Below are 25165 nucleotides of genomic sequence, written 5' to 3' on the forward strand. Positions count from 1 at the left end.
TGCGCACGCGAAGGATTTCACGACTTGACGGATGCCGATTCGGCGCTCAAGCCCGTACTGACGGCGTTTCCAGCAGTTCGGCGATGGCGGCGGCGGCCTGGGTGGCGGCGTCCCGGCGCAATTCCGCGCGCACGGCGGCGAATCCGGCGGTCTGCCGGTCGGCCGCCTCGCCACCCTGCAACAGCGGCTGCAGGGCCTGCGCCAGTCGTTCCGGCGTGCAGTCCTCCTGCAGCAGCTCGGGCACCAGGTTCTGGCCGCTGAGCAGATTCGGCAGGCTGACGCTGCTGACCTTCAGCAGGCGCCGCAGCAGCCAGGCGCTGAGGCCGCTGAGCCGGTAGCCGACCACCATCGGCCGGCCCAGCAGCAGGCATTCCAGGGTGGCGGTGCCGCTGGCCAGCAGCACCGCGTCGGCGGCGCGCATGGCCTCGCGCGATTGGCCGTCGAGCAGCCGCCAGTCCAGGCCCGGTGCGTAATGCTGGCGCGCCTGTTCCAGCAGCGGCCGCAGGCCGGGCTTGGCCACCGGAGTGAGCACTTGCAGGCCGGGGATCTGCTCGGCCAGGCGTGCCGCCGCCTGCGCGAACAGCTCCGCCAGCCGGCTCACCTCGCCGCCGCGACTGCCGGGCAGCAGCGCCAGCACCGGGCGCGCCGGGTCCAGGCCCAGCGCGGCCTTGCCGACGGCGGGGCTGACCGCGTCGTCCAGCTCGTCGGCCAGCGGATGGCCGATATAGGCGGCGGCGACGCCGTGCTTGGCGTAGACCGCCGGCTCGAAGGGGAATAGGCAGAGGATGCGCTCCACCGCCTTGGCGATGGTCCGCACCCGACCTTCACGCCAGGCCCAGACCGTGGGGCTGACCAGATGCACGGTCCTGAGGCCGCGCTGCCTCAGACGGGTTTCCAGGCCGAGGTTAAAGTCGGGCGCGTCAATGCCGATCAGCACCTCCGGGCGCTCGCGGCTGTAGTGGCTGACCAGCATGCGGCGCAGCTTAAGCAGACGCGGAATCGCCGGCAGCACCTCGGCCAGCCCCATCACCGACAGGGTTTCGATGCTGGCCACCGCCTCGCAGCCCTCGGCCAGCATGCGCGGGCCGGCGACGCCGCTGAAGCGCGCCTGCGGATAGCGCCGGCGCAGGGCGCGGATCAGCGCGGCGCCCAGGAGATCACCGGAGAGTTCACCAGCGATCAGGGCGAAATGGGGAGCGTCGGTCATTAGTAGTGGTCCATACCCCGGAGCAGAGCCACTGGCTGGCACTGCTGAATCAGACCGATCGCCCGCCATCCCTGGCGCAGGCGTGCAGATACTCCCTCCCCCGGCCCGGCCATCCATGGCCGGGCGTTCGCCGGGCGAACAGCCACTGGCTGGCACTGCCGAATCGGACGGATCGCCTGCCATCCCTGGCGCAGGCGCGCAGATACTCCCACCCCCGGCCCGGCCATCCATGGCCGGGCGTTCGCCGGGCGAACAGCCACTGGCTGTTCACTACAGATCCGGCTCACCCACGCGCCAGCGGCCGCTTGCCCGAGTTGATGAACTCGGACATCAGCCGGACGTGCTCGGAGGTCTTCGCCATTTCGGCCAGCTCGGCCTTGACCTCGGCCATCACCTTGCCGGAGCGGTAGATCAGCTTGAAGGCCTCTTCGATGGGCGCCATTTCCTCCGGCGTGAAGCCGCGGCGGCGCAGACCTTCCTTGTTGATGGCCCGGGCATCGGCCGGGCTGCCCTGCACCATCACGAACGGCGGCACGTCGCCGGAGAGGCCGGCGGCGTAGGCGGTGAAGGCATGCGGGCCGATACGGCAGAACTGGTAGACCAGGGTGTAGCCGCCCAGGATCACCCAATCGCCGATCTCGACATGGCCGGCCAGGCTGGCGTTGTTGGCAAAGATGGTGTCGCTGCCAACCACGCAGTCGTGCGCGATGTGGCAGTAGTTCATGATCAGGTTGCGATCACCGATGCGGGTTTCGCCGCGCTTGGTCTCGTACTCCTTCATCGTGCCGCGCTGGATGCTGACGTACTCGCGGATGATGTTGTCGTCGCCGATCACCGTGCTGGTCGGCTGGTCCGGTGTCGCGGTCTTGTCCTGAGACAGCTCGCCGACGCTGGCGAACTGGTAGACCTTGTTGCGCTTGCCCAGCTTGAGCGGGCCGGTGAGCACCGCGTGCGGGCCGATCCAACTGTCCTCGCCGATCTCGACGCCGGCGCCGATGATCGAATAGGGGCCGACTTCCACCGAGCCATGCAGCTCGGCCTTGGCATCGATGATGGCGGTGGGATGGATGCGCGCCAGACTCATGCCGGCACCTCCAACGCCGTGCGGCCCTCGTCCGGATGCTTGAGCACGCAGGTGAGCAGGGCCTCGCAGGCCAGCTCCTCGCCGACCCGCGCGTAGGTCTTGAAGCGCCAGACATGGCGCTTCTGCTTGTCCAGCTCCACATGCAGGGTCAGCTGGTCGCCCGGCACCACCGGCCGCTTGAAGCGCGCCTCGTCGACGCCGGCGAAATACAGCAGATAACCGGAGTCCGGACGGATGCCGGAGTCGAGCACCGCCAAGAGGCCGCAGGTCTGCGCCAGCGCCTCCAGCATCAGCACTCCGGGCATGGTCGGCACCAGCGGAAAGTGACCGGTGAAGTAAGGCTCGTTGTAGGTGACGTTCTTGATCGCGGTGAGCGTCTTGTGCTTTTCGTAGGCGATCACCCGATCCACCAGCAGAAAGGGAGAGCGATGGGTCAGCAGACCCATGATGTCGCGGATGTCGAGGTTGATCTGGCTCATGCTTTAGTGGTCGTTTCCTTCAGAGGCATCGGCGCTCTCCTGCGCCTTTACGTTGAGCAAGCCTTCCAGGTGCTTCACCCGCTCAATTAGTTTGTCGAGGCGGCGGATGCGCGCCACCGACTTGCGCCAGTCGCGGGCCGGCGACGCCGGCAGGCCGGAGCCATAGATGCCGGGCTGGTCGATGGACGCCGTGACCATGCCCATGCCCAGCACCACGACATCGTCGCAGATGCTGACGTGGCCGTTGATCGCGGTCGCTCCGGCGATCAGGCAGCGCTTGCCGATCTTGGCGGAGCCGGCGATGCCGGTGCAGGCGGCGACGGCGGTGTTGGCGCCGATCAGGCAGTTGTGGGCGATCTGGATGAGATTGTCGAGACGCACCCCGTTTTCGATCACGGTATTGCCCAGGGCGCCACGGTCGATGGTGGTGTTGGCGCCGATCTCGACGTCGTCGCCGATCACCACCGTGCCCAGCTGCGGCATCGACTCCCAGCTGCCGTCCGGCAGGCGCACATTGCCGAAGCCGCGCGAGCCGATCACCGCACCGGGCTGCACCAGGATACGGGCGCCGATGCGCACGTCTTCGGCGATGGTCACCGCCGCTTCCAGGCGCGCGCCTGCACCCAGGCTGGCGCCGCGGCGCAGCACGCAGCGCGGGCCTATGTAGGAGCCCTCGCCGATCACCACGCCAGCCTCGACGACGGCACCGGCGCCGAGGTAGACGCCCTCGCCCACTCGCGCGCCAGGATCGACCACGGCGGTCTCGTGCACGCCGGGCTGGAAGTCGAGGCTACGGTCGTAGAGCTTGGCGATGCGGGCAAAGGCCAGGCCGATATCGCGCGCCACCAGGCCCGGCGTGGTCAGGCCGGCGACATCGCGCTTACCGACGATCACCGCCGCCGCGCGGGTGGTGGCCAGGCCAGCGCGGTAGGCCGCGCCGCTCATGAAGCCGAGCTTGCCCGGCTCGCCCGGCAGCAGTTCGCACAGGCCTTCAATCGAGGTACTGCCGTCGCCGACCACTTCCAGGTCGAAACGGGCAGCCAGTTCAGCAAGGGTGTAGGCAGTCATAACCGGCAACATTAACGGGACTTGGCAGCGCTGGCGAACCAGCGCTAGGCAATCAGGGCTCGAATTTTCGCGACATCCGGCCGCTCGATCACGCCGCGTTCGCAGACGATGGCGTCGATCAGCGCCGCCGGCGTGACGTCGAACACCGGGTTGTAAGCGGCGTAGCCCACCGGCGCCACCGGCGCGCCGCGGAACTCGGTCAGCTCGGCGGCGCCGCGCTCCTCGATGGGGATGTGGCCGCCGTCCGGGCAGTGCAGGTCGAAGGTGCCGCTGGGCGCCACCACCATGAACTTCGCGCCATGCGCCTTCGCGGCCAGCGCCAGCGCATAGGTGCCGATCTTGTTGGCAGTATCGCCATTGGCGGCGATGCGGTCGGCGCCGACGATCACCCAGTCGATCTTCTCGCTCTTCATCAGGTGCGCGGCGGCGCCGTCGGCCAGCAGCTTGCCGGGAATACCCTCCTGCGCCAGCTCGAAGGCGGTGAGGCGCGCGCCCTGCAGCCAGGGCCGGGTCTCGGTGTTGTAGGCGAACTTCAGCTTGCCGGCGGCATGGGCGCTGCGGATCACCCCCAGCGCAGTGCCGTGGCCGCCGGTGGCGAGCGCGCCGGTGTTGCAGTGGGTGAGCACGGTGGCGTCGTCGGGCAGCAGCGCCGCGCCCAGTTCGCCCATGCGCAGGTTCTGCGCCAGGTCTTCCTGATGGATGGCCTGGGCCTCGGCCAGCAGCGCGGCAGCGCGGCGCGGGGCGACCGCGCGCATGCGCTCCAGCGCCCAGCGCAGGTTGACGGCGGTGGGCCGCGATTCGGCGAGCAGCTTCTCCGCCGCGGCGTAGTCGCGACCCTCTTGGGCGTCGAGCACCAGGCCGTAGGCAGCGGCGATGCCGATGGCCGGCGCGCCCCGCACCGCCATGTCGTGGATCGCGCCGGCGACCTCGGCGGCGCTGCGGCAGGCGAGCATCCGCACCTCCTGCGGCAAGAGGCGCTGATCGAGCAATTGCAGGTGGTCGGCGGCCCAGACGATCGGCTGTACAACAGAAGACATGGAGCTTGCCCTTAAAATGGACGGGTGACGAAAAGGGCGCGAATTGTCGGTCATCCGCTTCGCGCCGTCATGACAAACCCTCACCACGACCCTGGCGCCGCCATGCAGCCCATCGATCTGCTCGTCTTTCCCCGCTGGCTGGTGCCGGTGGAACCCGCCGGCCTGGTGCTGGAGCAGCACGCCCTGGCCGTCGACGGCGGCCGCATCCTGGAGCTGCTGCCCGCCGCCGAGGCGGCGCAGCGCTACCAGGCCCGGGAAACCCTGCGGCTGGACCGTCACGCCCTGATGCCCGGCCTGGTCAATGCCCATAGCCACGCGGCGATGAGCCTGTTGCGCGGCATCGCCGACGACCTGCCGCTGATGACCTGGCTGCAGGAGCACATCTGGCCGGCCGAGGGCGCGCATGTCTCGCCCGAGTTCTGCCGCGACGGCGTCTCGCTGGCCGCCGCCGAGCTGATCCGCGGTGGCGTCACCTGCGTCAACGACATGTACTTCTTCCCCGACGCCAGCGCCACCGCCTTCAGCGCCGCCGGAATGCGCGCGGTGGTCAACCTGATCGTGCTGGACTTCCCCACCGCCTGGGCCGCCAACGCCGACGAGTACATCCACAAGGGCCTGGCGCTGCACGACGCGCTCAAGGGCGACAGCAAATATGGTGGGCTGGTGACCACCATCTTCGGCCCGCACGCGCCCTACACGGTGAGCGACGCGCCGCTGACCAAGATCCGCGCCTATGCCAACGAGCTTTCCATCGGCATCCACATGCACGTGCACGAGACCGCCGGCGAAGTGGCGATGGCGGTGCAGGCCAGCGGCAAGCGGCCCTGGCAGCGGCTGAAGGAGCTGGACCTGCTCGGCCCCGACTTCGTCGCCGTGCACATGACCCAGCTCACCGACGAGGAGATTGCCGAGGCCGCCGAGTTCGGCGTGCATGTCGCCCACTGCCCGGAGAGCAATCTCAAGCTCGCCAGCGGCTTCTGCCCGGTCGGCAAGCTGCTCAAGGCCGGCGTCAACGTCGCGCTCGGCACCGATGGCGCCGCCAGCAACAACGATCTCGACCTGTTCGGCGAGCTGAAGACCGCCGCCCTGCTGGCCAAGGCGGTGGCCGGCGATGCCGAAGCCCTGCCGGCGCAGGCTGCCCTGCACATGGCGACCCTGGCCGGCGCCAGGGCTCTGGGCCTGGACGAGCAGATCGGCTCGCTGAAGGCCGGCAAGCAGGCCGATTTCATCGCCGTCGACCTCGATGCGCTCAACACCCAGCCGGTCTACAACGTGCTCTCCCAGCTCGCCTATGCGGTCAACAGTCGCCAGGTGTCTGAGGTCTACGTCGCCGGCAAGCCGCTGCTGCGCGGCGGGCTGCTGACCACCCTGGACGAGCAGACCCTGCGCGCCAAGGCGCGCGAGTGGGCGGCGAAGATCCGGCCATGAGCGATCCCCGTTTCGCGCGCACGCCGAAGCCGCCCTATTACGCGGTGATCTTCAGCTCCACCCGCGCGTCCGACGATGGTGCCGCCTATGACGAGACCGCCGAGCGGATGGTGCAACTGGCGCAGCAGCAGCCGGGCTATCTGGGGGTGGAGAGCACGCGTGGCGCCGACGGCTTCGGCATCACCGTCTCCTACTGGGAAAGCGAGGCCGCGATCCTGGCCTGGAAGCAGCAACTGGAACACAGCGAGGCCCGCCGTCAGGGCCGTGAGCGCTGGTACCAGCACTACGAATTGCGCGTCGCCAAGGTCGAACGCGCCTACGGGAAACCATGAACCACAGCTCCAGCAGCAACGTCGATCCCGGCGAAATCGCCAACTTCCAGAAGCAGGCCGCAACCTGGTGGGACCCGAACGGGCCGATGCGCGCCCTGCACCACATCAACGGCCCGCGCGTGGCCTACATCGAGGCCTGTGCTGGCGGCGGCTTGAAGGGTAAGACCGTGCTGGACGTCGGCTGCGGCGGCGGCCTGCTCACCGAGGCGCTGGCGGCGCGGGGCGCGAACGCCACCGGCATCGACCTCGCCGACGAGGCGCTGGAAGTCGCCCGCCTGCACGGACTCGAACAGGAGCTGGCCGGCCACTGGGCCGGCGGTGCAAAACCCAGCTACCGCGCGATCAGCGCCGAGGCCCTGGCGGCCGAAACCCCGGCCGCCTACGACCTGGTCTGCTGCCTGGAAATGCTCGAACACGTCCCCGACCCGGCCAGCGTGCTGCGCGCCATCGCCAGTCTGGTGAAGCCGGGCGGCAACGTGGTGCTGTCCACCATCAACCGCAATCCCAAGGCCTACGCGCTGGCGGTGCTGGGCGCCGAGTACGTGCTGAATCTGGTGCCGCGCGGCACGCACGACTACGGCAAGTTCATCCGCCCTTCCGAGCTGACGAGCTGGGCGCGCGCCGCCGGCCTGGAGCCGGTGGAGCTGAAAGGCCTGAGCTACAACCCGGTGAGCAAGCAGGCGCGGCTGGGCAGCGACATCGACGTCAATTACTTCCTGCACTGCCGGAAGCCGGCATGAGCTCCGCCAACGCCGGGCAAGCCGCACGCGCCTTCTTCTTCGACCTCGACGGCACCCTGGTCGATACCGCACCGGACCTCGGCGGCGCCGCCAACCACGTCCGCGTCTCGCTGGGCCTGCCAGCCCTGCCGCTGCTCGACTACCGTCCGGTGGCCTCGGCCGGCGCGCGCGGCCTCTTGGGCAAGGCGCTGGGGATCACGCCCGAGCACGCGGACTTTCCCCGCCACCGCGACGCCTTTCTGGCCCACTACGCCGAGCATCTGGCCGACCACTCGCCGCTGTTCGAGGGTTTTGAAACGGTCCTGGCCGCCTATGCCGAGCGGGGCCTGGCCTGGGGCGTGATGACCAACAAGCCCAAGCGCTATACCAATGCCCTGATGGCGGTGCTGGGCCTGGACCGCCGCGCCGCAGCGGTGGTCAGCGCCGACGAAGTCGCCAATGCCAAACCGGCGCCGGACGGCCTGCTACTGGCCTGCCAGCGCGCCGGCCTCAAGCCCGGCGACTGCTGGTACGTCGGTGACGACCAGCGCGATATCGTCGCCGGTCGCGCCGCCGGCATGCGCACCGTTGCCGCCGCCTGGGGCTACGAAGGCCCCCATCCCATCCACACCTGGGGCGCCGACCTGACCCTGGCCCGCCCCATCGACCTGCTGGAACTGATCGCATGAGCACCCTGCCCGCCGACTACCAGCCGCAGCCCGGCAGCCTCAAGGACCGGGTGATCCTGATCACCGGCGCCGGCGATGGCCTGGGCAAGGCCACCGCGCTCGCCGCCGCCCAGGCCGGCGCCACGGTGATCCTGCTTGGCCGCACCATCAAGAAGCTGGAAGCGACCTACGACGCCATCGAAAAGGCCGGCGGCCCGCAGCCGGGCATCGTGCCGCTCAACCTCAATGGCGCCACCTGGAACGATCATCTGGCCCTGGCCGAGACCCTGGAAGCGGAGTTCGGCCGCCTCGACGGTCTGGTGCACTGCGCCGCGCACTTCACCGGCTTCGCGCGGCTGGCGGAGCTGGCGCCCAAGGACTGGATGGACAGCGTGCAGACCAATCTCACCGCCGCCTACGTGCTCAGCCGCTGCTGCCTGCCGCTGCTGGAGAAGTCGCCGGACGCCAGCCTGGTGTTCATCAGCGACGCCGGCGGCCGTCAGCCCAAGGCCTATCACGGCGCCTACGGCATCACCAAGGCGGCGGTGGAGGCCATGTCGGCAACCTGGGCGCAGGAATGCGCCAGCACCCATCCCAAGCTCCGTATCAACAGCTATTACCCGGGGCCGATGCGCACCGCGATCCGGGTCAAGGGCTATGCCGGCGAAGGCGTGCAGGAAACCCCGCCGCCAGACCTGGCGGCGCGGCGTCTGCTCTGGTTGCTGGGTCCGGACAGCCGGGGTGTCAGCGGCCAGGCGCTGTAGGCGCTAGCTGCGGGCGTTGCTATCGGCGGCGACGCTTTGCTCGGCGCGGCCGGCGCGCAGCGTGTTGACCCCGGCCAGCAGCCGATTGCCCCAGCCCAGCCCGGCGGCACCCAGACGGCGTGCCAGGCGCGCCGGCGCGGACAGACGCTCGAAGCGCGCCTGCGCGTAGGCGTAGAGCTCCAGATCCAACTGGTTCTCGGCGCTGATCGCCGCCGCCGCGGCGCTGTCCAGCAGACTGCCGCTGTCCACCCGGCTGACGTTGCGCTTCTGGTAGTAAATCCGCGTCCAGCCCAGGCTCGCGGCCAGTTGCACCAGGCTCTCGTCGAAGCGCTCGGCCAGTCCCAGCCAGGCGAAGTGCTGTTCGACGTTGGCGATGGCCCGCTGCAGATCGTCCTCGGTCAGATCGCGGTCGCCCCAGACGCCGGCCAGCATGCGGGTCTGACCATTGCTCAGCTCCTGGCACATCCGGCTGGAGGCGTAGCCGGCGAGGTCATAGCCGCGCGCCATCAACTCGGCATGCAGATCGTGGCCGGGGTTGGACTTCACATAGTTGTAGTGCGAGGCAACGCGCGGCAGCGGATGCCGCAGCATGCCCAGATAGCGCGCGCCCGGGGCCAGGAATTCGTGCAGGCCAAAGGCCTGATGACCCCGCAGAAGACGGATACCGGCGCGTTGCTCCGCCGGCATGGCCTTGAGCCGCTCGACGCTGCCGGCGATGTCGGCACTGCGGATCGCATAGGACTGCCCCGGCCCGAACTGGCGGTTGATCACCGTATTGAGGGTGGTGCCGCCGGTCTTCGGCACGTGCAGGAAGATCAACGGCGCAGCGGCGGCGGATGGTTTCATGATCGGGCCGGACCTCGTAAGAGACTTACGCGGGGGCTTCAAGCCCCGGGCCTGAGATCAATAGGTTCCATCCCTAGATCGAATTGACATTCAGTTGAGAAACCAACGGGTGGCCGGCGCGGAGGTTTACAGCGGGCATAAAAAACCCGGCGACCAGCGCCGGGTTTGGAGACTGCCCAGAACCCGAGCTGGGTCTAGTCCTCGTCACCCTTCTTCTTGCCGCGCAAGCCCAGCTTGGGCTTGCCGTTGCCGCTGGCGGCCTGGCCGTCACGCACGGTGTAGCGCTGCAAAGTCTTCTTGGGCGCCGCCCGCGCCGCCTCCGGCTTGCTGCCCCGGTAGCCACCGCCTTCGCCAGCCGGTTTGCCAAAGGGACGAGCACCCGCCGGGCGCTCACCGTAGGGCTTCTTGGCATAGGCCGGACGCGCGGCGCCTTCTTCACGCGGCGCGCGCGGCTTGTAGGCCGGACGCTCTCCACCAGCGGCAGCCCGCTCGCCATAGGGCTTCTTGCCATAGGCCGGGCGGGCGCCGGCGGCTTCGCCGGAGAAGCGCGGCTTGAACGCGGGGCGCTCGCCCTCGCCGGCACGGGCCGGGCGTTCACCGTAGGTTTTCTTGGCGTAGGCCGGACGCGCCGCGCCGTCCTCGCGCGCGGCGCGCGGCTTGTAAGCCGGACGTTCGCCGCCGGTCGCGGCACGCTCGCCGTAAGGCTTCTTGCCGTAGGCCGGACGGGCGCCGGACTCCTCGCGCGCAAAGCGCGGCTTGAACGCGGGGCGCTCGCCCTCGCCGGCACGGGCCGGCCGATCACCGTAGGGCTTCTTGGCATAGGCGGGACGGGCGGCGCCGTCTTCGCGCGCGGCGCGCGGCTTGTAGGCCGGGCGTTCGCCGCCGGTGGCCGCACGCTCGCCATAGGGCTTCTTGCCATAGGCCGGACGCGCGGCGCCTTCGCCGCGCGGCGCGTAGGGGCGCTCAGTGGCTGCCTCGCGACGGCGTGGCGCCGGCGCGCTGTCGCCACGCTCGGCATAGCTGCGCTCGGACTTGGCGCCAAAGCCGCGCGCCTTGAACTGCTGCGGCTCGCCACCGGTACTGGCCGGTGCGGCGCTGGCGGCGTCCTTGCGCCAGGGGCTGGGCTTGCCGGCCTTGGGCTTGGCGCTGGCTTCGTAGGCGCTGGGCGGACGAGCCGGGACGGCGGCATCGCGCTTCATCTCGAAGCGCTCGGTGCGTTCGATCTGCTTGCGCTCGTCGCGGCTGGCCTTGCTCCAGCCCTCGGCTCCGGACTTGAACTGCGGCTTGGGACCGGCGGCCTTGGGCTTGCCGCCCTGCGGAAACTCGCTCTTAGCGCGGTGCGATTCCCGCACCCGCTCCGGCAGCGCCTCGCTGTGGTCCATGCCGACGGCGTCGAGCAGCTTGTGGATCTCGTCGCGGGTGGCCTCGCGGTAGCTGCCACTCTTGATGCCGCGGCCGAGCTTGATCGGCCCATAGGCGGTGCGGATCAGGCGGTTGACGGTGAGGCCCTGCGACTCAAACAGCCGCCGCACCTCGCGGTGGCGGCCCTCGGCGATGGTGACGATGAACCAGTGGTTGGCGCGGCCACCGCTGCCCTCGCCCTCCGACTCGTCGTCCTCGATCTCGTTGTCGCCGAAGCGGATCGACTCGAAATGCGCCGGGCCGTCTTCCAGTTGCACGCCAGCCTGCAGGCGCTGCATGAAGCCTTCCGGCAGCTCGCCCAGCGCGCGCACCGCGTACTCGCGCTTCTGCTCAAAGCTGGGGTGCATCAACCGCCGCGCCAGCTCGCCGTGATTGGTCATCAGCAAGAGGCCGGAGGTATTGACGTCCAGACGGCCGACCGCGATCCAGCGCCCGGTTTCCAGGTCAGGCAGCTTGCGGAACACCGTGCGCCGGCCTTCCGGGTCTTCGCGGGTGACCATCTCCCCGGTGCGCTTCTTGTAGATCAGCACCTTGAGGGGCTCGTTGCCGCCCTTGAGCGAGAGCCGCTTGCCGTCGAGCTTGACGGCATCGCTCTCGTCGATCTTCTGGCCGATTTCGGCCGGCTGGCCGTTGACCACCAGGCGGCCTTCGACGATCCAGTCCTCGACCTCCCGGCGCGAGCCGTAGCCAAGATTGGAGAGGTACTTCTGGATGCGTTCGGACATGGGGTGTATCCCGGTTGACGCCTCTCGGCGTGTAAAGAAATGGGTGGACGCGGACGGCGCCGCGTCTACGCCGGTGCCGCGTTCAGTGAATGGTGACGTCGGCGGGCGGATCGGTCTCGATCACCGGTGCCGGCTCCTCGGCCTCAGCCACCGCGATCTCCAGCGGCTGGCCGGCGAGGCGGCTGAGCGCGGCTTCCAACTGCTCCATGTCCTTGATCTCGGGCAGTGAGGGCAGCTGGTCCAGCGAGCGCAGGCCAAGATCGTCGAGCAACTGCGGCGCGGTGCCGAACAGGCTGGGCCGGCCCGGGGTTTCGCGTACGCCGACCTCGCGGATCCAGCCGCGCTCGATCAGGGTCTTGAGGATGTTGGGCGACACCGCGACGCCACGAATCTCCTCGATCTCGCCGCGGGTGATCGGCTGGCGGTAGCAGATCAGCGCCAGGGTTTCGAGCAGGGCGCGGGTGAGCTTGGGCGGCTTTTCCTGCCAGAGCCGCGCCACCACTTCCGCGTAGTCGGCCTTGACCTGGATGCGCCAGCCGCTTGCCACCTCGCGCAGCTCGGCGGCGCTGTCGGCCAGGCGCTGTTCCAGACGCTCCAGCGCCAGCCGCAGTTCGCGGCGGCCGATGGGCGCATCCGGCGCCAGCAGCTTCACCAGCGCGTCCAGGCTCAGCGGCTGGTCGGCCGCCAGCAACAGGGCCTCGACCAAGCGCGACAGGCGCTCGAGATCGTGGCTGGGCGCGGCGACCTGGGCTTCCGCCGTCTCGGCCGCTTCGAGTTCCGGTTGATCTTCCATCTCGTTCATTCGTAGCTCGCCTCTTCGGTCCACTCGCCATCGGCATCCATACCCTCGCGCGGACGGCCAACGTCGATCAGCACCGGCGCGAACGGGGCATCCTGCACCAGGTCGATCAGCGCCAGCTTGGTCAGTTCCAGGATCGCCAGCAACACCACCACCACGCCGGCCTTGCCCTCGGAGAGATCGACCAGATCGCGCAGCTCGCAGGCGCCGTGGTTCTTCACATGCTCCAGCACCCGGCTCATGCGCTCGCGCACCGACAGCGGCTCGCGCGCCACCTGGTGGCGGCTGAACAGCTCGGCGCGCTGCAGGACATCCCGCAGCGCCAGCAGCAGCTCGCGCAGATGCGGCGTCGGCAGCGGCCGTTCCAGCTTGATCTCTTCCGGCTTGGCCGAGGCCAGGTGCCAGTCGCGGCCCAGGCGCGGCAGGCCGTCGAGGTTCTCGGCGGCGGTCTTGAAGCGCTCGTACTCCTGCAGCCGGCGCACCAGCTCCATACGCGGGTCGCCGCCCTCGTCGGTCTCGGCGACCGGCTTGGGCAGCAGCATGCGGCTCTTGATCTCGGCCAGCAGCGCGGCCATCACCAGGTACTCGGCAGCCAGCTCCAGGCGCAGACCCTGCATCAGCTGGATGTACTGCACGTACTGCTTGGTGATGGTCAGCACCGGGATGTCGAGGATGTCGAGGTTCTGCCGGCGGATCAGGTACAGCAGCAAGTCCAGCGGACCCTCGAAGGCCTCCAGCACCACCTCCAGCGCATCCGGCGGGATGTAGAGGTCGTCCGGCATCTTCTCCAGCAACTGGCCGTGCACCTTGACCGGATGCGCGGCCAGCACCTCCGGAGCAGGCTCGATCAGGCTGGCTTCGGTCTCGCTCATTCCGGGATGAACCCCAGCGCCTCGTGCACGCGCTTGAGCGTGGCGTCGGCCTGAGCGGCGGCGGCATCGGCGCCGGTGCGCAGCACCTTGCGCAGGCCGGGCACGTCTTCGCGGATGCTGGCGTAGTGGGCCTGGATGGGTTTCAGACATTCCACCACCGCCTCGGCGACCTCGGCCTTGAAGTGGCCATAGCCCTTGCCGACATAGCGCGCGGCGATGCTGTCGAAGCTCTCGCCCTTGATCGCGCCGAGGATGGACATCAGGTTGGAGACGCCCGGCTTCTCGGCGATGTCAAAGCGGATCTCGCTGCCCAGGTCGGTGACCGCGCGCTTGATCTTGCGGGTGACCACGTCGGGTGCGTCGAGCAGATAGATGGCGTCGGTCTCGGCGTCGCCGGACTTGCTCATTTTCGCGGTCGGGTTCTGCAGGCCCATCACCCGCGCACCCACTGGCGGGATCATCGGCTCCGGCACGGTGAACACCTCGCCGTAGAGGCCATTGAAGCGCTGGGCGATGTCGCGGGCCAGCTCCAGATGCTGCTTCTGGTCGTCGCCCACCGGCACCTGATGGGCCTGGTAGAGCAGGATGTCGGCCGCCATCAGCACCGGGTAGTCGAACAGGCCCGCGTTGATGTTGTCGGCGTGCTTTGCGGATTTGTCCTTGAACTGGGTCATGCGGTTGAGCTCGCCCATCTGCGTGTAGCAGTTGAGGATCCAGCCCAGGCGCGCGTGGGCGCCGACATGGCTCTGCACGAACAGGGTGTTCTTCGCCGGGTCCAGGCCACAGGCGATGTACAGCGCCAGGAATTCGTAGCAGCGCTCGCGCAGCACCACCGGGTCCTGGCGCACGGTGATCGCGTGCAGGTCCACCAGCATGTAGTAGCAGGAGTACAGCTCCGACAGCGGCACCCAGTTCTTGAGCGCGCCCAGGTAGTTGCCGATGGTGAGCTTGCCGGAAGGCTGGATGCCGGAGAGGACGATGGGTTTGCTGTTGGACATGATGAAGCGCGCTAGGCCTGGATGCCGAACAGGCCCAGGATGAGGGTTTGGCTGATGCCCACCAGGGGGCCAAGAATCTTGCTGAGGATGCCGGTGGCCATCAGCACAATGAGAATCACCAGGCCGTAGGGCTCCAGCTTGGAGAGTGCGATGGCCTGCTTCATCGGCAGCAGGCCGACCGCCACCCGGCCACCGTCCAGCGGCGGCATCGGCAGCAGGTTGAGCACCATCAGCACCAGGTTGATGCTGATGCCGGCGATGCTCATTTGCGCCACACCCAGCCAGATGCCGGCGCTGACGTCCTGGCTCAGGGCGATTTTCAGCAGCAGCGCCCAGCCCAGGGCCATCACCAGATTCACCGCCGGACCGGCGACGGCGACGATGGCCATGTCGCGCTTGGGGTTCTTCAGGTTGCGGTAATTGACCGGCACCGCCTTGGCCCAGCCGAACAGGAAGCCGCCCAGGAGCAACAGCAGCGCCGGCACCAGCAAGGTGCCGATCGGGTCGATGTGCTTGATCGGATTGAGCGACAGCCGCCCCTGCGCGGCGGCGGTGTTGTCGCCCAGGTGACGCGCAACATAGCCATGCGCCACCTCGTGCAGGGTGATGGCGAACAGCACGGGCAGCGCCCAGACGGCGATCTTCTGGGCGAGGGGAATTAGTTCAGGCATGGCCGCATTATACGGGCTGAGGGCGGCGGCTCCGCCGCCTGTGAGGGCGCGGGTTCGCTACGCTCCCCGCTGTGAGGGCGGGCCGCTGCGCGTCCCTGTGAGGGACAAGCACGGATAGACCACTCGTTTGAGCTTTTCCCTCACAGCGAGGCGCAGCCGAGCGACCTCACAGCCGACCAGCGCAGCGCAGTCGGCGCCCTCACAGGGTCGCGCTGCGACCCGCCCTTACCGAACTCAGAGCCCGAGCATAGAAACGTCGCCACGCCCCTGGCGCACCAGCACCGGCGCGTCGCCGGAGAGGTCGATCACCGTGGTCGGCGTGAGACCGCAGTTGCCGGCATCCAGCACCAGATCCACCGAGTGCAGCAACTGCTTCTCGGCGTCCTGCGGCTCGCTCACCGGCTGATCCTCGCCGGGAAACTGCAGGGTGCAGGAGATCAGCGGCCCGCCCAAGGCTTCCAGCAGCGACTGCGCCACCACATGCTCGGGCACGCGGATGCCGATGGTCTTGCGCTTTTCATGGCTCAGGCGCTTGGGCAGCTCCTTGGAGGCTGGCAGGATGAAGGTGTAGGGGCCGGGCGTGAGCAGCTTGAGGATGCGGAACTGCCAGTTGTCGACGCGCGCGTAGTGGGAAATCTCCGAGAGGTCGCGGCAGACCAGGGTGAACTGGTGGTGCTTGTCGAAGTCGCGGATGCGCCGCAGCCGCTCGGCAGCGGCCTTGTCGTCGAGCTGGCAGCCGAGGGCGTAGCAGGAGTCGGTGGGATAGGCGATCACCGCGCCACGGCGCAGCTGCTCGGCGGCCTGGGCGAGCAGGCGCTTCTGCGGGTTGACCGGATGCAGTTCTAGGAATTCGGCAGGCATCCCACATTGTAGGCCCAGCTACAATCGCGGGATGAAAACCCTGCTCGATCTGCTGCCCGCCATCGCCTTCATCGGCGCCTATTATTTCGGCGACATCTACCTCGCCACCGGCGTACTGATTGCCGCGATGTTCGTCACCGTCGCCGGCCACTGGCTGATCAGCCGCAAGCTGCACAAGGCGCATTTCATCGGCGCCCTGGTCGCCCTGGTTCTGGGCGGCATCACCCTCGCCTTCCGCGATCCCGATTTCATCAAGCTCAAGCCCAGCGTGGTCTACACGCTGTTCGCCGCTGCCCTGCTGGGCAGCCATCTGGTCGGCGACAAGGTGCTGCTGCAGCGCATCCCGCAGAAGATGCTGGTGATGCCGGACGCGGTCTGGAAGCGGGTGAACCTGGCCTGGGCCGCGTTCTTCCTGTTCTGCGCGGTGCTCAACTACTACGTCGCCCATCATTTCGACGAGGCCACCTGGGTCAAGCTCAAGGCCTTTGGCTTCTCGCTGATCATGATGGCCTTCATGTTTGCCCACCTGCCCTTCCTCAGCCGCTATCTGGTGCAGGAACAGGACGGCGCGGAGAAGAAGTGATGCTCTACATGATTCTCGGCCAGGACGCTCCCGACGCCCTGCCCAGGCGCAAGCTGGCCCGCCCCGCGCACGTCGAGCGCTTGCGCGTGCTGCAAGCGCAGGGCCGCCTGCTGCTGGCTGGCCCGCGTCCCAAGATCGACGCCAGCGCCGCCAACGAGGCCGGCTTCAACGGCAGCCTGATCGTCGCCGAGTTCGCCAGCCTCGCCGAGGCCGAAGCCTGGGCAGCCGCCGACCCCTACGCGCTGGAAGGCGTGTTCGAGCAGGTGCTGGTGCAGCCCTTCGTCAAGACTTTTCCGGAATGAGCGCGAGCCGCGTCGCGCGCATCGAGGCGGCGCTACGGGAGGCATTCCCCGACGCCGACATCGAGGTGCAGGACGACAGCGCGCAGCACCTCGGCCATGCCGGCGCCGCCAGTGGTCGCGGGCATTTCCGGGTGCGCCTGGTTTCCGCGACTTTCAGTGGCCAGCCGCTCTTGGCGCGCCACCGCGCGGTCTACGCGGCGCTGGGCGAGCTGATGCAGACCGACATCCACGCCCTGGCCATCGAGGCGCGGCCGCCGGGCTGATCCGGCGCAGGTGCCTCAGCCCGCGCTTGCCAGCAACGTCTGCAAGGCCGCCCAGTCCAGCACCGGCACGCCGAGCTTCTCCGCCTTCGCGAGCTTGGAGCCGGCCGCCTCGCCGGCGAGCAGGAAGTCGGTGTTCTTCGACACGCTGCCCGAGACCTTGCCACCCTGGGCCTCGATCAGGGCGGTGGCCTGTTCGCGTGACACCCCGCCGGGCAAGCTGCCGGTGATCACCAGGGTCTTGCCCGTGAGCACGCCTTGCGCCGCCGCTTTCGGGGCCGGCCATTCGATGCCGGCGGCGACCAGGGCGGCGATCACCGCGCGGTTGCGCGGCTCGGTGAAGAAATGCACCACGTGCGCAGCGACGGTCGGGCCGACGTCCGGCACCGCGCGCAGCAGCGGGAAGCGGTCCTTGTCCTTCAGCGCCGCATCGTGTTCGGTGGGCGCATCGGCCTCGGCGGCGGCGTAGAGCGCCTCCAAGCTACCGAAGTGACGGGCCAGATCGCGCGCCGTGGTCTCGCCGATCTGCGGACAGCCGAGCGCGAACAGGAAGCGCTGGAAGCTGCTCTGCTTGCTGCGGGCGATGGCCTCGACGACGTTGGCGGCGGACTTCTCGCCCATCCGCTCCAACCCGGCCAGTTCCTCGACGGTCAGCGTGTAGATGTCGGCCGCCGAGGCGACGCGGCCGGTGTCGATCAACTGGGCCAGCAGCTTTTCGCCCAGGCCCTCGATGTCCATCGCCTTGCGGCCGACGAAGTGGATCAGCGCGCCGTGCAGCTGGGCGCGGCAGGACAGCCCATTGGTGCAGCGGGCGATGACCTCGCCCTCGACGCGCTCGACCTTGCCACCGCAGACCGGGCAGGCCGGCACTAGCTCGATCCTGGGCCTCGCCTCGTGGGCCAACCGCGCGGCCTCATCCGGCAGTCGCACGCCCAGCACCTCCGGAATCACGTCGCCGGCGCGGCGGACGATGACGGTATCGCCCACCCGCACGTCCTTGCGCTCGACCTCGTCCATGTTGTGCAGCGTGGCATTGGAGACGGTCGCGCCGCCGACGAACACCGGCTTGAGCCGCGCCACCGGCGTCAGCGCGCCGGTGCGGCCGACCTGGAATTCGACTTTTTCCAGCAGCGTCTCGGCCTCTTCCGCCGCGAACTTGTAGGCGCAGGCCCAGCGCGGCTCACGGGTTACCGAACCCAGTTCCTCGCGGCCGGCGAGATCGTCGAGCTTGAACACCACGCCGTCGATGTCGAAACCGAGCTGCGCGCGCCGCGCACCGATCTTCTCGAAGTAGCGCAGGCAGCCCTCGACCCCGACCAGCCGCTCGACCAGCCGCGACACCGGGAAACCCCAGGTGCGCAACTGCTCCAGCGCTTCCGAATGCAGGCGTGGCGCCTGCCAGCCCTCGCTGTAGCCGACGGCATAGGCGGTGAAGGCCAGTGGCCGCTGGGCGGTAATGCGCGGATCGAGCTGGCGCAGGCTGCCGGCGGCGGCGTTGCGCGGATTCACCGGCACCTTCTCGCCGCGCGCCGTGGCCTCTTCGACCATGCGCCGGAACCCGTCCCAGGGCAGATAGACCTCGCCACGCACCTCCAGCAGCGGCGGCACGGCGCCACGCAACTGCAAGGGGATGCTGCGGATCGTGCGCAGGTTCTCGGTGATGTCCTCGCCGGTCTCGCCGTCGCCACGGGTGGCGCCGCGGATCAGCCGCCCCTGTTCGTAGATCAGCGACACCGCCAGGCCATCGAGCTTGGGTTCGCCGGTGTAGCCGGCCTCCGAGATGGCCAGAGTCTCGCAGACACGGCGGTCGAAGTCGCGCAACTCCTCTTCGTCGTTGCACTTGCGCAGCGACTGCATCGGCAGGCGGTGCCGTACCTCGGCGAATTCCCGCAGCGGCGCGCCGCCCACCCGCTGGGTCGGCGAGTCCGGCCTCAGCAGCTCGGGATGCGCGGCCTCAATGGCCTGCAATTCAGCGAACAGGCGGTCGTACTCGGCGTCCGAAATGCTCGGATCGTCGAGGACGTAGTAACGGTGGTTGTGCTCGTTGAGCTGCGCCCGCAGCACCTCGGCACGGGCGGCTGGCGTACTCATGATTGAGCTTGCGAAGAAATCGTAGCGAGCATGGCCTGATGCAAGGAATAGCAGCGCAGCAACCGCAGCGTACTCAAGTACGTGAGGATTGCGAGCAGCGCATGACGCCGCAGCAGGTCAGCGCAGTAGATTTATTCACAAGCTCAAGCCGTGGGGTGCTGGCGAGCCCAGTGCTCGACATCGTGTTCGAGCTTCAGCAGCGCCTCCGGCGTCAGCGGCTTGCGGCGCATGTCGTAGACCTCGGCATTGAGCGCCTGGGCCAGGGCATGGGCGGTCTGCAACATCTCGCGGAAGGCGGTGACCGGCGGCAGCGGTCCCGGCAGCACCAGGAACATCGACAGTCCCGGCGTGCTGAAGCCGGCCGCCTCGGCCGGGTCGAGATAACCAGGCTTGAGCAGGCTGGCGACGCTGAACACCGGCTCGCCGCCGGCCAGGTGGTGGTAGATCTGCTTGTCGCCAAAGGCCAGGCCCTGGGCCTTGAGCGCGGCGTGGATCTTCGGGCCGTTGATGTGGGTGCCATCGCGTTCGGCGATCAGCAGGGCGACGATCTTCTGCTGCACCGGCGGGCGGCTCGCGGCCTCCGAGGCGGTGGGCGCGCCATCCAGACGCGGCGCGACCTTGCGCGGCTTGCCGACGCCGAATTCATCAAACTGGCCGGTGCTGTTGAACATGTCGAGCTGGGCATCGGCTGGACGCCGCGGCACCCCCAGCGTAGGCTCGCCGCCGCCGCCCGGCTGCCAGTCACGCAGTCCGCTGCCGCGTCGACGCGACACCCACCAGACCGCAATCGCGGCTCCCAACCCCACAACCAACAGCGCCCACTGGAGTGGCGTCATCGTGCGTTCTCTTGTGGCAACTCGGAGCCGGTCAATTCCACTGCCTGCGCCACGTCCACACTCACCAGGCGCGACACGCCCGGCTCCTGCATGGTGACGCCGTGCAACTGGTTGGCCAGCTCCATGGTGATCTTGTTGTGCGTAATGATAATGAATTGAACGCCTTGCGACATTTCCCGGACGATCTCGCAAAACCGGCCGACATTGGCGTCGTCCAGAGGCGCATCGACCTCGTCCATCAGGCAGAACGGCGCCGGGTTGAGCTGGAACAGCGCCAGCAGCAGCGCCACCGCGGTCATCGCCTTCTCACCACCCGACAGCAGCTGGATAGTCGAGTTGCGCTTGCCCGGCGGCCGCGCCATCACCCGCACGCCGGTGTCGAGCAGATTGTCGCCGGTCAGCTCCAGATAGGCCTCGCCGCCGCCGAACAGCTTGGGGAAGCGGTCCATGAACACGGTGTTGACGGTGTCGAAGGTCTGCTTGAAGAGATCGCGGGTCTCGGCGTCGATCTTGCGCATCGCCTCTTCCAGCGTGTCCAGCGCGCCGGTGAGGTCCTGGTTCTGCTCGTCGAGGTAGGTGGCGCGGGTCTGCGCCTCTTCCAGCTCCTGAATCGCCGCCAGATTGATCGCGCCCAGGCGTTCGATACGGCGCAGCATCGAGGCCAGCTTTTCCTCCCAGGGCTCGGCGGCGGCGTCGGCCGGCAGGCCGGCGCGCAGGGGTTCCAGCTCGAAGCCGGTCTCGGTCACCTGCTCCAGCAGCGAGGCCTCGCGGGCCTTATCGCCCTCGGCTTCCAGGCGCGACTGCTGTAGCGCGTCGCGCGCCGCGTCCTGGCCGAATTCGGCGGTGCGCGCGGCCTCCTGCGCCTGCCCCAGCGCCCGCTCGGCGGCGCTCAGGCGCTCGCGGGCGCCACGCAACTGTTCGCGCTTGGCCGCGACCAGGGTGCGGGCGGCTTCGACTTCGCCCGCGGTCTCGGTGACCGGCGCATCCAGCTCGCCGGCCTGGGCCTCGTACTCGGCCTTGGCCTCGGCCTGCGCGGTGATCCGCGCGGCGAGGTCCTGCAAAGCCTGTTGCAGGGCGGTGACCGCGCTCTTCTGCCCGGCCAGGCGCAGTTGCACGGCATTGCGCGCCTGCGCCGCCTGGTTGAGCAGGGCGCGCACGCGGTTGACCTGGTCGCGGGCGCGCGCCTGCGACTGCTGCAATTCGACGCGCTCCTGGCGCAGGCGGGCGGCGGTGGCCTCCAACTGCACCAGTTGCTCGCGGGAAGCGGCCAGCTCCTGGCTCTGCTGCTCCTGCTGGCCATGCAGGGCCTGCAATTCCTGGCTCAACTGATTCTGCCGGTTGAGCACCTGCTCCAGGCGCACCGCCTGCGCCTGCCGGAAGGCCTGACGCTGCGACTGCCGCTGACGACGCTGCTCGACCCGCGCGGCCTGCTCGCGGCGCTCGGCCTCCAGGCTCTGCGCCTGGTTGCGCAGGCCACCCAGGCTCTGCTCCTGCTCGGCGACCTTCGCGGCCAGGGCATCGACCTGGGTCTTGAGCTGCTTGAGCAACTGGGCGCGCGCCAGCACGCCGCTCTGGGCGTCGCCGGTCTTGGGGTGACGCACCCAGCCACGGCCGCGCCAGACGCCGTCCGGGGTCACCACCGACTCGCCGGCGAGCAGGGTTTCGGCGCGCCCGCGCGCGGCTTCGGTGCTCGGCGCGACGAACACGCCGTGCAGGAACTCCAGCACCGCCGCCGGCCCGCGTACGTGGTGCGAGAGGCGGTCGGCATCGCCGGGCGGCACGCCGGGCGTGGCATCAAGCAGGGCGATGCCGGCCTTAGGCGCGCCGGTAGCATCGGCGTAGGTCGGAGTCAGCGGAGCTTGCAGGAGGCCGCCGAGCACGTGCTCCACCGCCGCCTCCCAGCCGCCTTCGACACTCAGCTGCGAGGCCAGCCGTGGCGCCTCGGTGAGGTTCTGCGCCCGCAGCCACTGGTTCAGCTCGGCGTCGTCCTGGCGCAGGGCGGCCTGTTGCAGGGTTTCCAGCGAGGCCAGGCGACCGCGCGCCGACTGCAAGGTCTGGCGGTCCTCGTGCAGGTTCTTTTCCAGGTTGGCGCGGATGTCGCGCTGGCTGGCCAGCTCCTGATCGACCTGCTGCAGGCGGGCACTAGCCTCGGCCAGCTCGGTTTGCAGGCTCGCCAGCTCGGCATCGCAATCGCTCAGGCTGGTCTGGATCGGCGCCGCGTCCAGCGTCGCCTGCTCGCCGGCCAGGCGCTTGACCCGCTCGTCCAGCATCAGGCGGGCGCGGTCGAGCTGCTGCACGCGCACGCGCTCGGCCTCGACCTGGGTCAGCGGCGCCTCGGCGCGCGCCAGATGCTCGTTCCACTTCTGCTGCTCGGCCTGCGACTCGGCCTCGGCCTTGCTGACCGCCGCCAGGGCCTCGCCCTCGGCGGTTTCGGCGTCCTGCGCCTGCTGCTCCAGCGCGGCGACGTCGGCGTTCAGCGACAGCAGGCGCTGCTGCTCGCGCTGTTCGCGCTGCTGCAGTTCGAGGAGCTGGCGGCTGAGCTGTTCCAGCTCGCGCGCCTTCAGGCTTTGCAGCTCGCGGGCGTGCTTGAGTGCCTGCTCGTGGCGCGCCAGCGCCGCCTCGGCCTCGTAGACCTGGGCTTGCTCGCCGTTGAGCAGCTCCTGCTCGGCCTTGAATGCCGCCTCGGCCTGCTGGCGGCCGGCGTAGCTCTCGATCACCGCCCGCTTGGCGGCCTCGAAGGCCTGCTCCTGGGCCGCGATCTGCGCCAGGGTGGCGCTGCGCTGCTGCTCCAGGGCGGCCAGGCGCAGCACCAGAATCTCGGCACGAAGTTGTCGCTCCTGTGCCTTGAATTCCTTGAACTTCTCGGCGTTGGACGCCTGCTTGGCCAAAACCTCCAGCCGGGTCCCAAGTTCGCTGCGCAAGTCATTGAGCCGGGAGAGATTTTCCCGCGTCTGCTTGATCCGCGACTCGGTTTCGCGCCGGCGCTCCTTGTACTTGCTGATGCCGGCCGCTTCTTCCAGCCACTGGCGCAACTCATCGGGCTTGGCCTCGACCATGCGGCTGACCATGCCCTGCTCGATGATCGCGTACTGGTTCTTGCCGCCCAGGCCGGTGCCGAGAAAGAGATCGGTGACGTCGCGCTTCAGGCACTTCTTGCCGTTCAGGTAGTACTGCGAGTTGCCGTCGCGGGTCAGCTCGCGCTTCACCGAGATATCGGTGTAGGCGGCGTAGGGGCCGACGATCTGCTGGTCGGAGTTGTCGAACACCAGCTCCACCGAGGCGCGGCCGACCGGCTTGCGCGACTTCGAGCCGTTGAAGATCACGTCCTCGGAGTCGGCGCCGCGCAGGTTCTTGATGCTGGTTTCGCCCAGCACCCAGCGCACCGCGTCGATGAGGTTGGACTTGCCGCAGCCATTGGGGCCGACAATGCCGGTGAGATTCGACGGCAGCGGCAGTGCCGTGGGATCGACAAAAGACTTGAAGCCCGCGAGCTTGATGGCGGTAAGACGCATTGACGGTTTGGCTTGGAGCCGCGTGGGCGCGGTCTAGATGGGCGGATGGGCGTCTAGTGTACTAATTCGGGCCGCCGCACTCGAACCGCCGGCTGCCGCCGGACCTGCCGCGCTTTCAAGTTTGCCGGGGCGCATCAATAATTCACGCCCTGTCCGGCCCCCCTACGCCGACCCAACATCCCCGCCTTGCCTCCGCAGACCATGTCCACTCAGCCGTCGAAGTCGCTGGAAACCTTCCCCAACCCGAACCCGGCGCGCGACTTCCTGATCCGCATGCGGATGCCGGAATTCACCTGCCTGTGTCCGAAGACCGGCCAGCCCGACTTCGCGACCTTCTACCTGGAGTACATCCCGGGCGAACTCTGCGTGGAACTGAAGTCCCTGAAGCTGTACATGTGGAGCTATCGCAACGAAGGCGCCTTCCACGAGGCGGTGACCAACCAGATCCTGGACGATCTGGTGGCCGCCACCCAGCCCAAGTTCATGCGCCTGACCGCCGACTGGTACGTGCGCGGTGGCATCTATACCCACGTCACCGTCGAGCACCGCCAACCCGGCTACGCGCCGGCCTTCGCCGACCCCAGCGGCCTACCGCCGGCGAAGTGGGAGGGCTATCAGAACCACTAGCCCCGAACAGACCCTAGAAACGCCACTTCAGGCGCATCTGCAGCACCGGCTCGTCCTGCTGGCCAGTGCTGCTCTTCCAGCAGGCCTGCTGAAGGGTGATGACCGCCTTGCCACGCAGGCCAAACAGGCGGTCGGCGTCGATGATCAGCTGTGGCGCCACCTGCAGGCGACGCTCGCGGTCGCGTATCTGGAACGAGGCGTCGAAGCGGTCGACGCTGACCAGATCCACCGCCGCACCCAGCGACCAGAGCTCGGAGGGCTCGGCGCTCTCGTTCTCGCCTTCACCCAGCACCCAGCGGGCGCCGCGGTCGATCTCGTCGCCACGCGGATGCAGCATGAAGTGCAGCTTGCCGGCGTCTGGCAGATCGAAGTCGACACCGATGCCATTGCGGATATCGCGCACCTGCTCGACCACCTCGTGGTTGCGCAGTTGCAGCAGACGGGCGAGACGATTGAAGGCCCCGCTCAGCCGCGGGTCATTGGTCGAAAAGCCGATGCGGTAAACACTGAGCGCGTCGCCCGAATACCCCTTCTGAGCTTCGATGCTCAGGTTCACGTTCAAGGGAATATTGCCGAACAGCTCCTGCTCCTGGCCGGCGGCGGCGAGTTGCTGGCCGCTCACCCAGAGCATCAGTCCGTAGGCGCCACGCCGAAAGGCCCCGATCAGCCCTCTCCGCCGCCGCTCTCGACCTTCCTTTGACATGGTTGCCTCCGCCGGTGCACCTGCCGCCTGGCGAGTTGCCCCGGCCTATTGCCCGAGTAACCCTGATGGCGGAACTATCGGCGCCTCAGACAAGGTGGACAGATAATGTCCAACAGCCGCGTGCATCAGGCCGACAGACGGCGGAAACGACAAAGCCCGCCGAAGCGGGCTTTGTTGCGGGGGAGAATGAAGTTGGTCGGCGCGAGAGGATTTGAACCTCCGACCACTACCACCCCAAGGTAGTGCGCTACCAGGCTGCGCTACGCGCCGA

At 68.6% G+C, this 25165-nt stretch carries 25 protein-coding genes and 1 tRNA gene; 9 read left to right on the forward strand and 17 right to left on the reverse strand.

The window, feature by feature from the left end:
* Nucleotides 1-46: 46 nt before the first annotated feature.
* The 5 genes from lpxB to mtnA form a co-directional block, all read right to left on the reverse strand.
* Entirely contained in the window at nt 47-1207 is a 1161-nt protein-coding gene (lpxB, locus tag AC3WT6_RS14275; protein WP_492654271.1) for a lipid-A-disaccharide synthase, read from the reverse strand.
* A 283-nt stretch (nt 1208-1490) separates the two neighbouring features.
* A complete protein-coding gene (gene lpxA, locus AC3WT6_RS14280; protein WP_492654272.1) occupies nt 1491-2291 on the reverse strand; it encodes an acyl-ACP--UDP-N-acetylglucosamine O-acyltransferase in 801 nt (266 codons plus the stop codon).
* Nucleotides 2288-2770, reverse strand: a complete 483-nt coding sequence (fabZ, locus tag AC3WT6_RS14285; RefSeq protein WP_492654273.1) for a 3-hydroxyacyl-ACP dehydratase FabZ — start codon at nt 2768-2770, stop codon at nt 2288-2290. Before fabZ ends, lpxA begins: the two co-directional genes overlap by 4 nt.
* A gap of 3 nt (nt 2771-2773) precedes the next feature.
* Nucleotides 2774-3838 carry a UDP-3-O-(3-hydroxymyristoyl)glucosamine N-acyltransferase gene (gene lpxD, locus AC3WT6_RS14290; protein WP_492654274.1) on the reverse strand — a complete coding sequence of 355 codons (1065 nt, stop codon included), beginning with the start codon at nt 3836-3838 and terminating at the stop codon, nt 2774-2776.
* Nucleotides 3839-3882: 44 nt separating this feature from the next.
* Nucleotides 3883-4875 (reverse strand): S-methyl-5-thioribose-1-phosphate isomerase, encoded by a 993-nt coding sequence (gene mtnA, locus AC3WT6_RS14295; RefSeq protein ID WP_492654275.1) that lies wholly within the window; start codon nt 4873-4875, stop codon nt 3883-3885.
* A 102-nt stretch (nt 4876-4977) separates the two neighbouring features.
* Between mtnA and AC3WT6_RS14300 the strand changes: the two genes are divergently transcribed.
* From AC3WT6_RS14300 to AC3WT6_RS14320, 5 genes are read left to right on the forward strand one after another with little or no spacing between them, the layout of a single operon-like run.
* Nucleotides 4978-6303: a TRZ/ATZ family hydrolase gene (locus tag AC3WT6_RS14300; protein WP_492654276.1), complete on the forward strand. Its 1326-nt coding sequence runs from the start codon at nt 4978-4980 to the stop codon at nt 6301-6303.
* Complete coding sequence (locus AC3WT6_RS14305) at nt 6300-6635, forward strand: antibiotic biosynthesis monooxygenase family protein (protein ID WP_492654277.1); 336 nt, start codon at nt 6300-6302, stop codon at nt 6633-6635. Before AC3WT6_RS14300 ends, AC3WT6_RS14305 begins: the two co-directional genes overlap by 4 nt.
* Complete coding sequence (gene ubiG, locus AC3WT6_RS14310) at nt 6632-7375, forward strand: bifunctional 2-polyprenyl-6-hydroxyphenol methylase/3-demethylubiquinol 3-O-methyltransferase UbiG (protein ID WP_492654278.1); 744 nt, start codon at nt 6632-6634, stop codon at nt 7373-7375. The genes AC3WT6_RS14305 and ubiG overlap by 4 nt, the downstream gene beginning before the upstream one ends.
* On the forward strand, nt 7372-8043 hold the full coding sequence (locus AC3WT6_RS14315; RefSeq protein ID WP_492654279.1) for an HAD family hydrolase: 672 nt from the start codon (nt 7372-7374) through the stop codon (nt 8041-8043). Before ubiG ends, AC3WT6_RS14315 begins: the two co-directional genes overlap by 4 nt.
* The gene (locus AC3WT6_RS14320; RefSeq protein WP_492654280.1) at nt 8040-8786 is read left to right on the forward strand and encodes an SDR family NAD(P)-dependent oxidoreductase; all 747 of its coding nucleotides are present in this window, start codon (nt 8040-8042) and stop codon (nt 8784-8786) included. The genes AC3WT6_RS14315 and AC3WT6_RS14320 overlap by 4 nt, the downstream gene beginning before the upstream one ends.
* 3 nt (nt 8787-8789) lie before the next feature.
* Here AC3WT6_RS14320 and AC3WT6_RS14325 read toward each other — a convergent pair whose 3' ends face one another.
* From AC3WT6_RS14325 to AC3WT6_RS14355, 7 genes are all read right to left on the reverse strand, one after another.
* Nucleotides 8790-9632, reverse strand: a complete 843-nt coding sequence (locus AC3WT6_RS14325; RefSeq protein ID WP_492654281.1) for a sulfotransferase family protein — start codon at nt 9630-9632, stop codon at nt 8790-8792.
* Nucleotides 9633-9826: 194 nt separating this feature from the next.
* Nucleotides 9827-11779 carry a pseudouridine synthase gene (locus tag AC3WT6_RS14330; RefSeq protein WP_492654282.1) on the reverse strand — a complete coding sequence of 651 codons (1953 nt, stop codon included), beginning with the start codon at nt 11777-11779 and terminating at the stop codon, nt 9827-9829.
* 82 nt (nt 11780-11861) lie between these two features.
* Complete coding sequence (gene scpB / locus AC3WT6_RS14335; RefSeq protein ID WP_492654283.1) at nt 11862-12581, reverse strand: SMC-Scp complex subunit ScpB; 720 nt, start codon at nt 12579-12581, stop codon at nt 11862-11864.
* Entirely contained in the window at nt 12578-13450 is an 873-nt protein-coding gene (locus AC3WT6_RS14340; RefSeq protein WP_492654284.1) for a segregation and condensation protein A, read from the reverse strand. The genes scpB and AC3WT6_RS14340 overlap by 4 nt, the downstream gene beginning before the upstream one ends.
* Nucleotides 13447-14448, reverse strand: coding sequence for a tryptophan--tRNA ligase (trpS, locus tag AC3WT6_RS14345; protein WP_492654285.1), 1002 nt, complete (start codon nt 14446-14448; stop codon nt 13447-13449). The genes AC3WT6_RS14340 and trpS overlap by 4 nt, the downstream gene beginning before the upstream one ends.
* 11 nt (nt 14449-14459) lie before the next feature.
* Complete coding sequence (locus AC3WT6_RS14350) at nt 14460-15119, reverse strand: site-2 protease family protein (RefSeq protein WP_492654286.1); 660 nt, start codon at nt 15117-15119, stop codon at nt 14460-14462.
* 234 nt (nt 15120-15353) lie between these two features.
* Nucleotides 15354-15980 carry an L-threonylcarbamoyladenylate synthase gene (locus AC3WT6_RS14355; protein ID WP_492654287.1) on the reverse strand — a complete coding sequence of 209 codons (627 nt, stop codon included), beginning with the start codon at nt 15978-15980 and terminating at the stop codon, nt 15354-15356.
* Between the two features lie 31 nt (nt 15981-16011).
* Here AC3WT6_RS14355 and ispZ point away from each other — a divergent pair, with 31 nt between their 5' ends.
* The 3 genes from ispZ to AC3WT6_RS14370 are packed head-to-tail and all read left to right on the forward strand — an operon-like array spanning nt 16012 to nt 17128.
* The gene (gene ispZ, locus AC3WT6_RS14360; protein WP_492654288.1) at nt 16012-16563 is read left to right on the forward strand and encodes a septation protein IspZ; all 552 of its coding nucleotides are present in this window, start codon (nt 16012-16014) and stop codon (nt 16561-16563) included.
* A complete protein-coding gene (locus tag AC3WT6_RS14365) occupies nt 16563-16865 on the forward strand; it encodes a YciI family protein (RefSeq protein ID WP_492654289.1) in 303 nt (100 codons plus the stop codon). The genes ispZ and AC3WT6_RS14365 overlap by 1 nt, the downstream gene beginning before the upstream one ends.
* Nucleotides 16862-17128, forward strand: a complete 267-nt coding sequence (locus tag AC3WT6_RS14370; protein ID WP_492654290.1) for a BolA family protein — start codon at nt 16862-16864, stop codon at nt 17126-17128. The genes AC3WT6_RS14365 and AC3WT6_RS14370 overlap by 4 nt, the downstream gene beginning before the upstream one ends.
* A 15-nt stretch (nt 17129-17143) precedes the next feature.
* Here the strand turns inward: AC3WT6_RS14370 and ligA are convergent, their stop codons facing one another.
* The 3 genes from ligA to smc form a co-directional block, all read right to left on the reverse strand.
* Nucleotides 17144-19216 carry an NAD-dependent DNA ligase LigA gene (ligA, locus tag AC3WT6_RS14375; protein ID WP_492654291.1) on the reverse strand — a complete coding sequence of 691 codons (2073 nt, stop codon included), beginning with the start codon at nt 19214-19216 and terminating at the stop codon, nt 17144-17146.
* Between the two features lie 143 nt (nt 19217-19359).
* A complete protein-coding gene (locus AC3WT6_RS14380) occupies nt 19360-20052 on the reverse strand; it encodes a cell division protein ZipA (RefSeq protein WP_492654292.1) in 693 nt (230 codons plus the stop codon).
* Nucleotides 20049-23564, reverse strand: coding sequence for a chromosome segregation protein SMC (gene smc, locus AC3WT6_RS14385; protein WP_492654293.1), 3516 nt, complete (start codon nt 23562-23564; stop codon nt 20049-20051). Before smc ends, AC3WT6_RS14380 begins: the two co-directional genes overlap by 4 nt.
* 201 nt (nt 23565-23765) lie before the next feature.
* On the opposite strand from smc, the gene queF reads away from it, so the two are divergent.
* Nucleotides 23766-24191, forward strand: coding sequence for a preQ(1) synthase (gene queF / locus AC3WT6_RS14390; RefSeq protein ID WP_492654294.1), 426 nt, complete (start codon nt 23766-23768; stop codon nt 24189-24191).
* 13 nt (nt 24192-24204) lie between these two features.
* On the opposite strand, the gene AC3WT6_RS14395 is transcribed toward queF, so the two are convergent.
* Nucleotides 24205-24894, reverse strand: a complete 690-nt coding sequence (locus AC3WT6_RS14395) for a hypothetical protein (protein WP_492654295.1) — start codon at nt 24892-24894, stop codon at nt 24205-24207.
* Nucleotides 24895-25087: 193 nt separating this feature from the next.
* Nucleotides 25088-25164 (reverse strand) — tRNA-Pro (locus AC3WT6_RS14400).
* Nucleotide 25165 lies beyond the last annotated feature (1 nt).

The sequence above is a fragment of the Stagnimonas sp. FW305-C-60 genome (genome assembly GCF_058782965.1).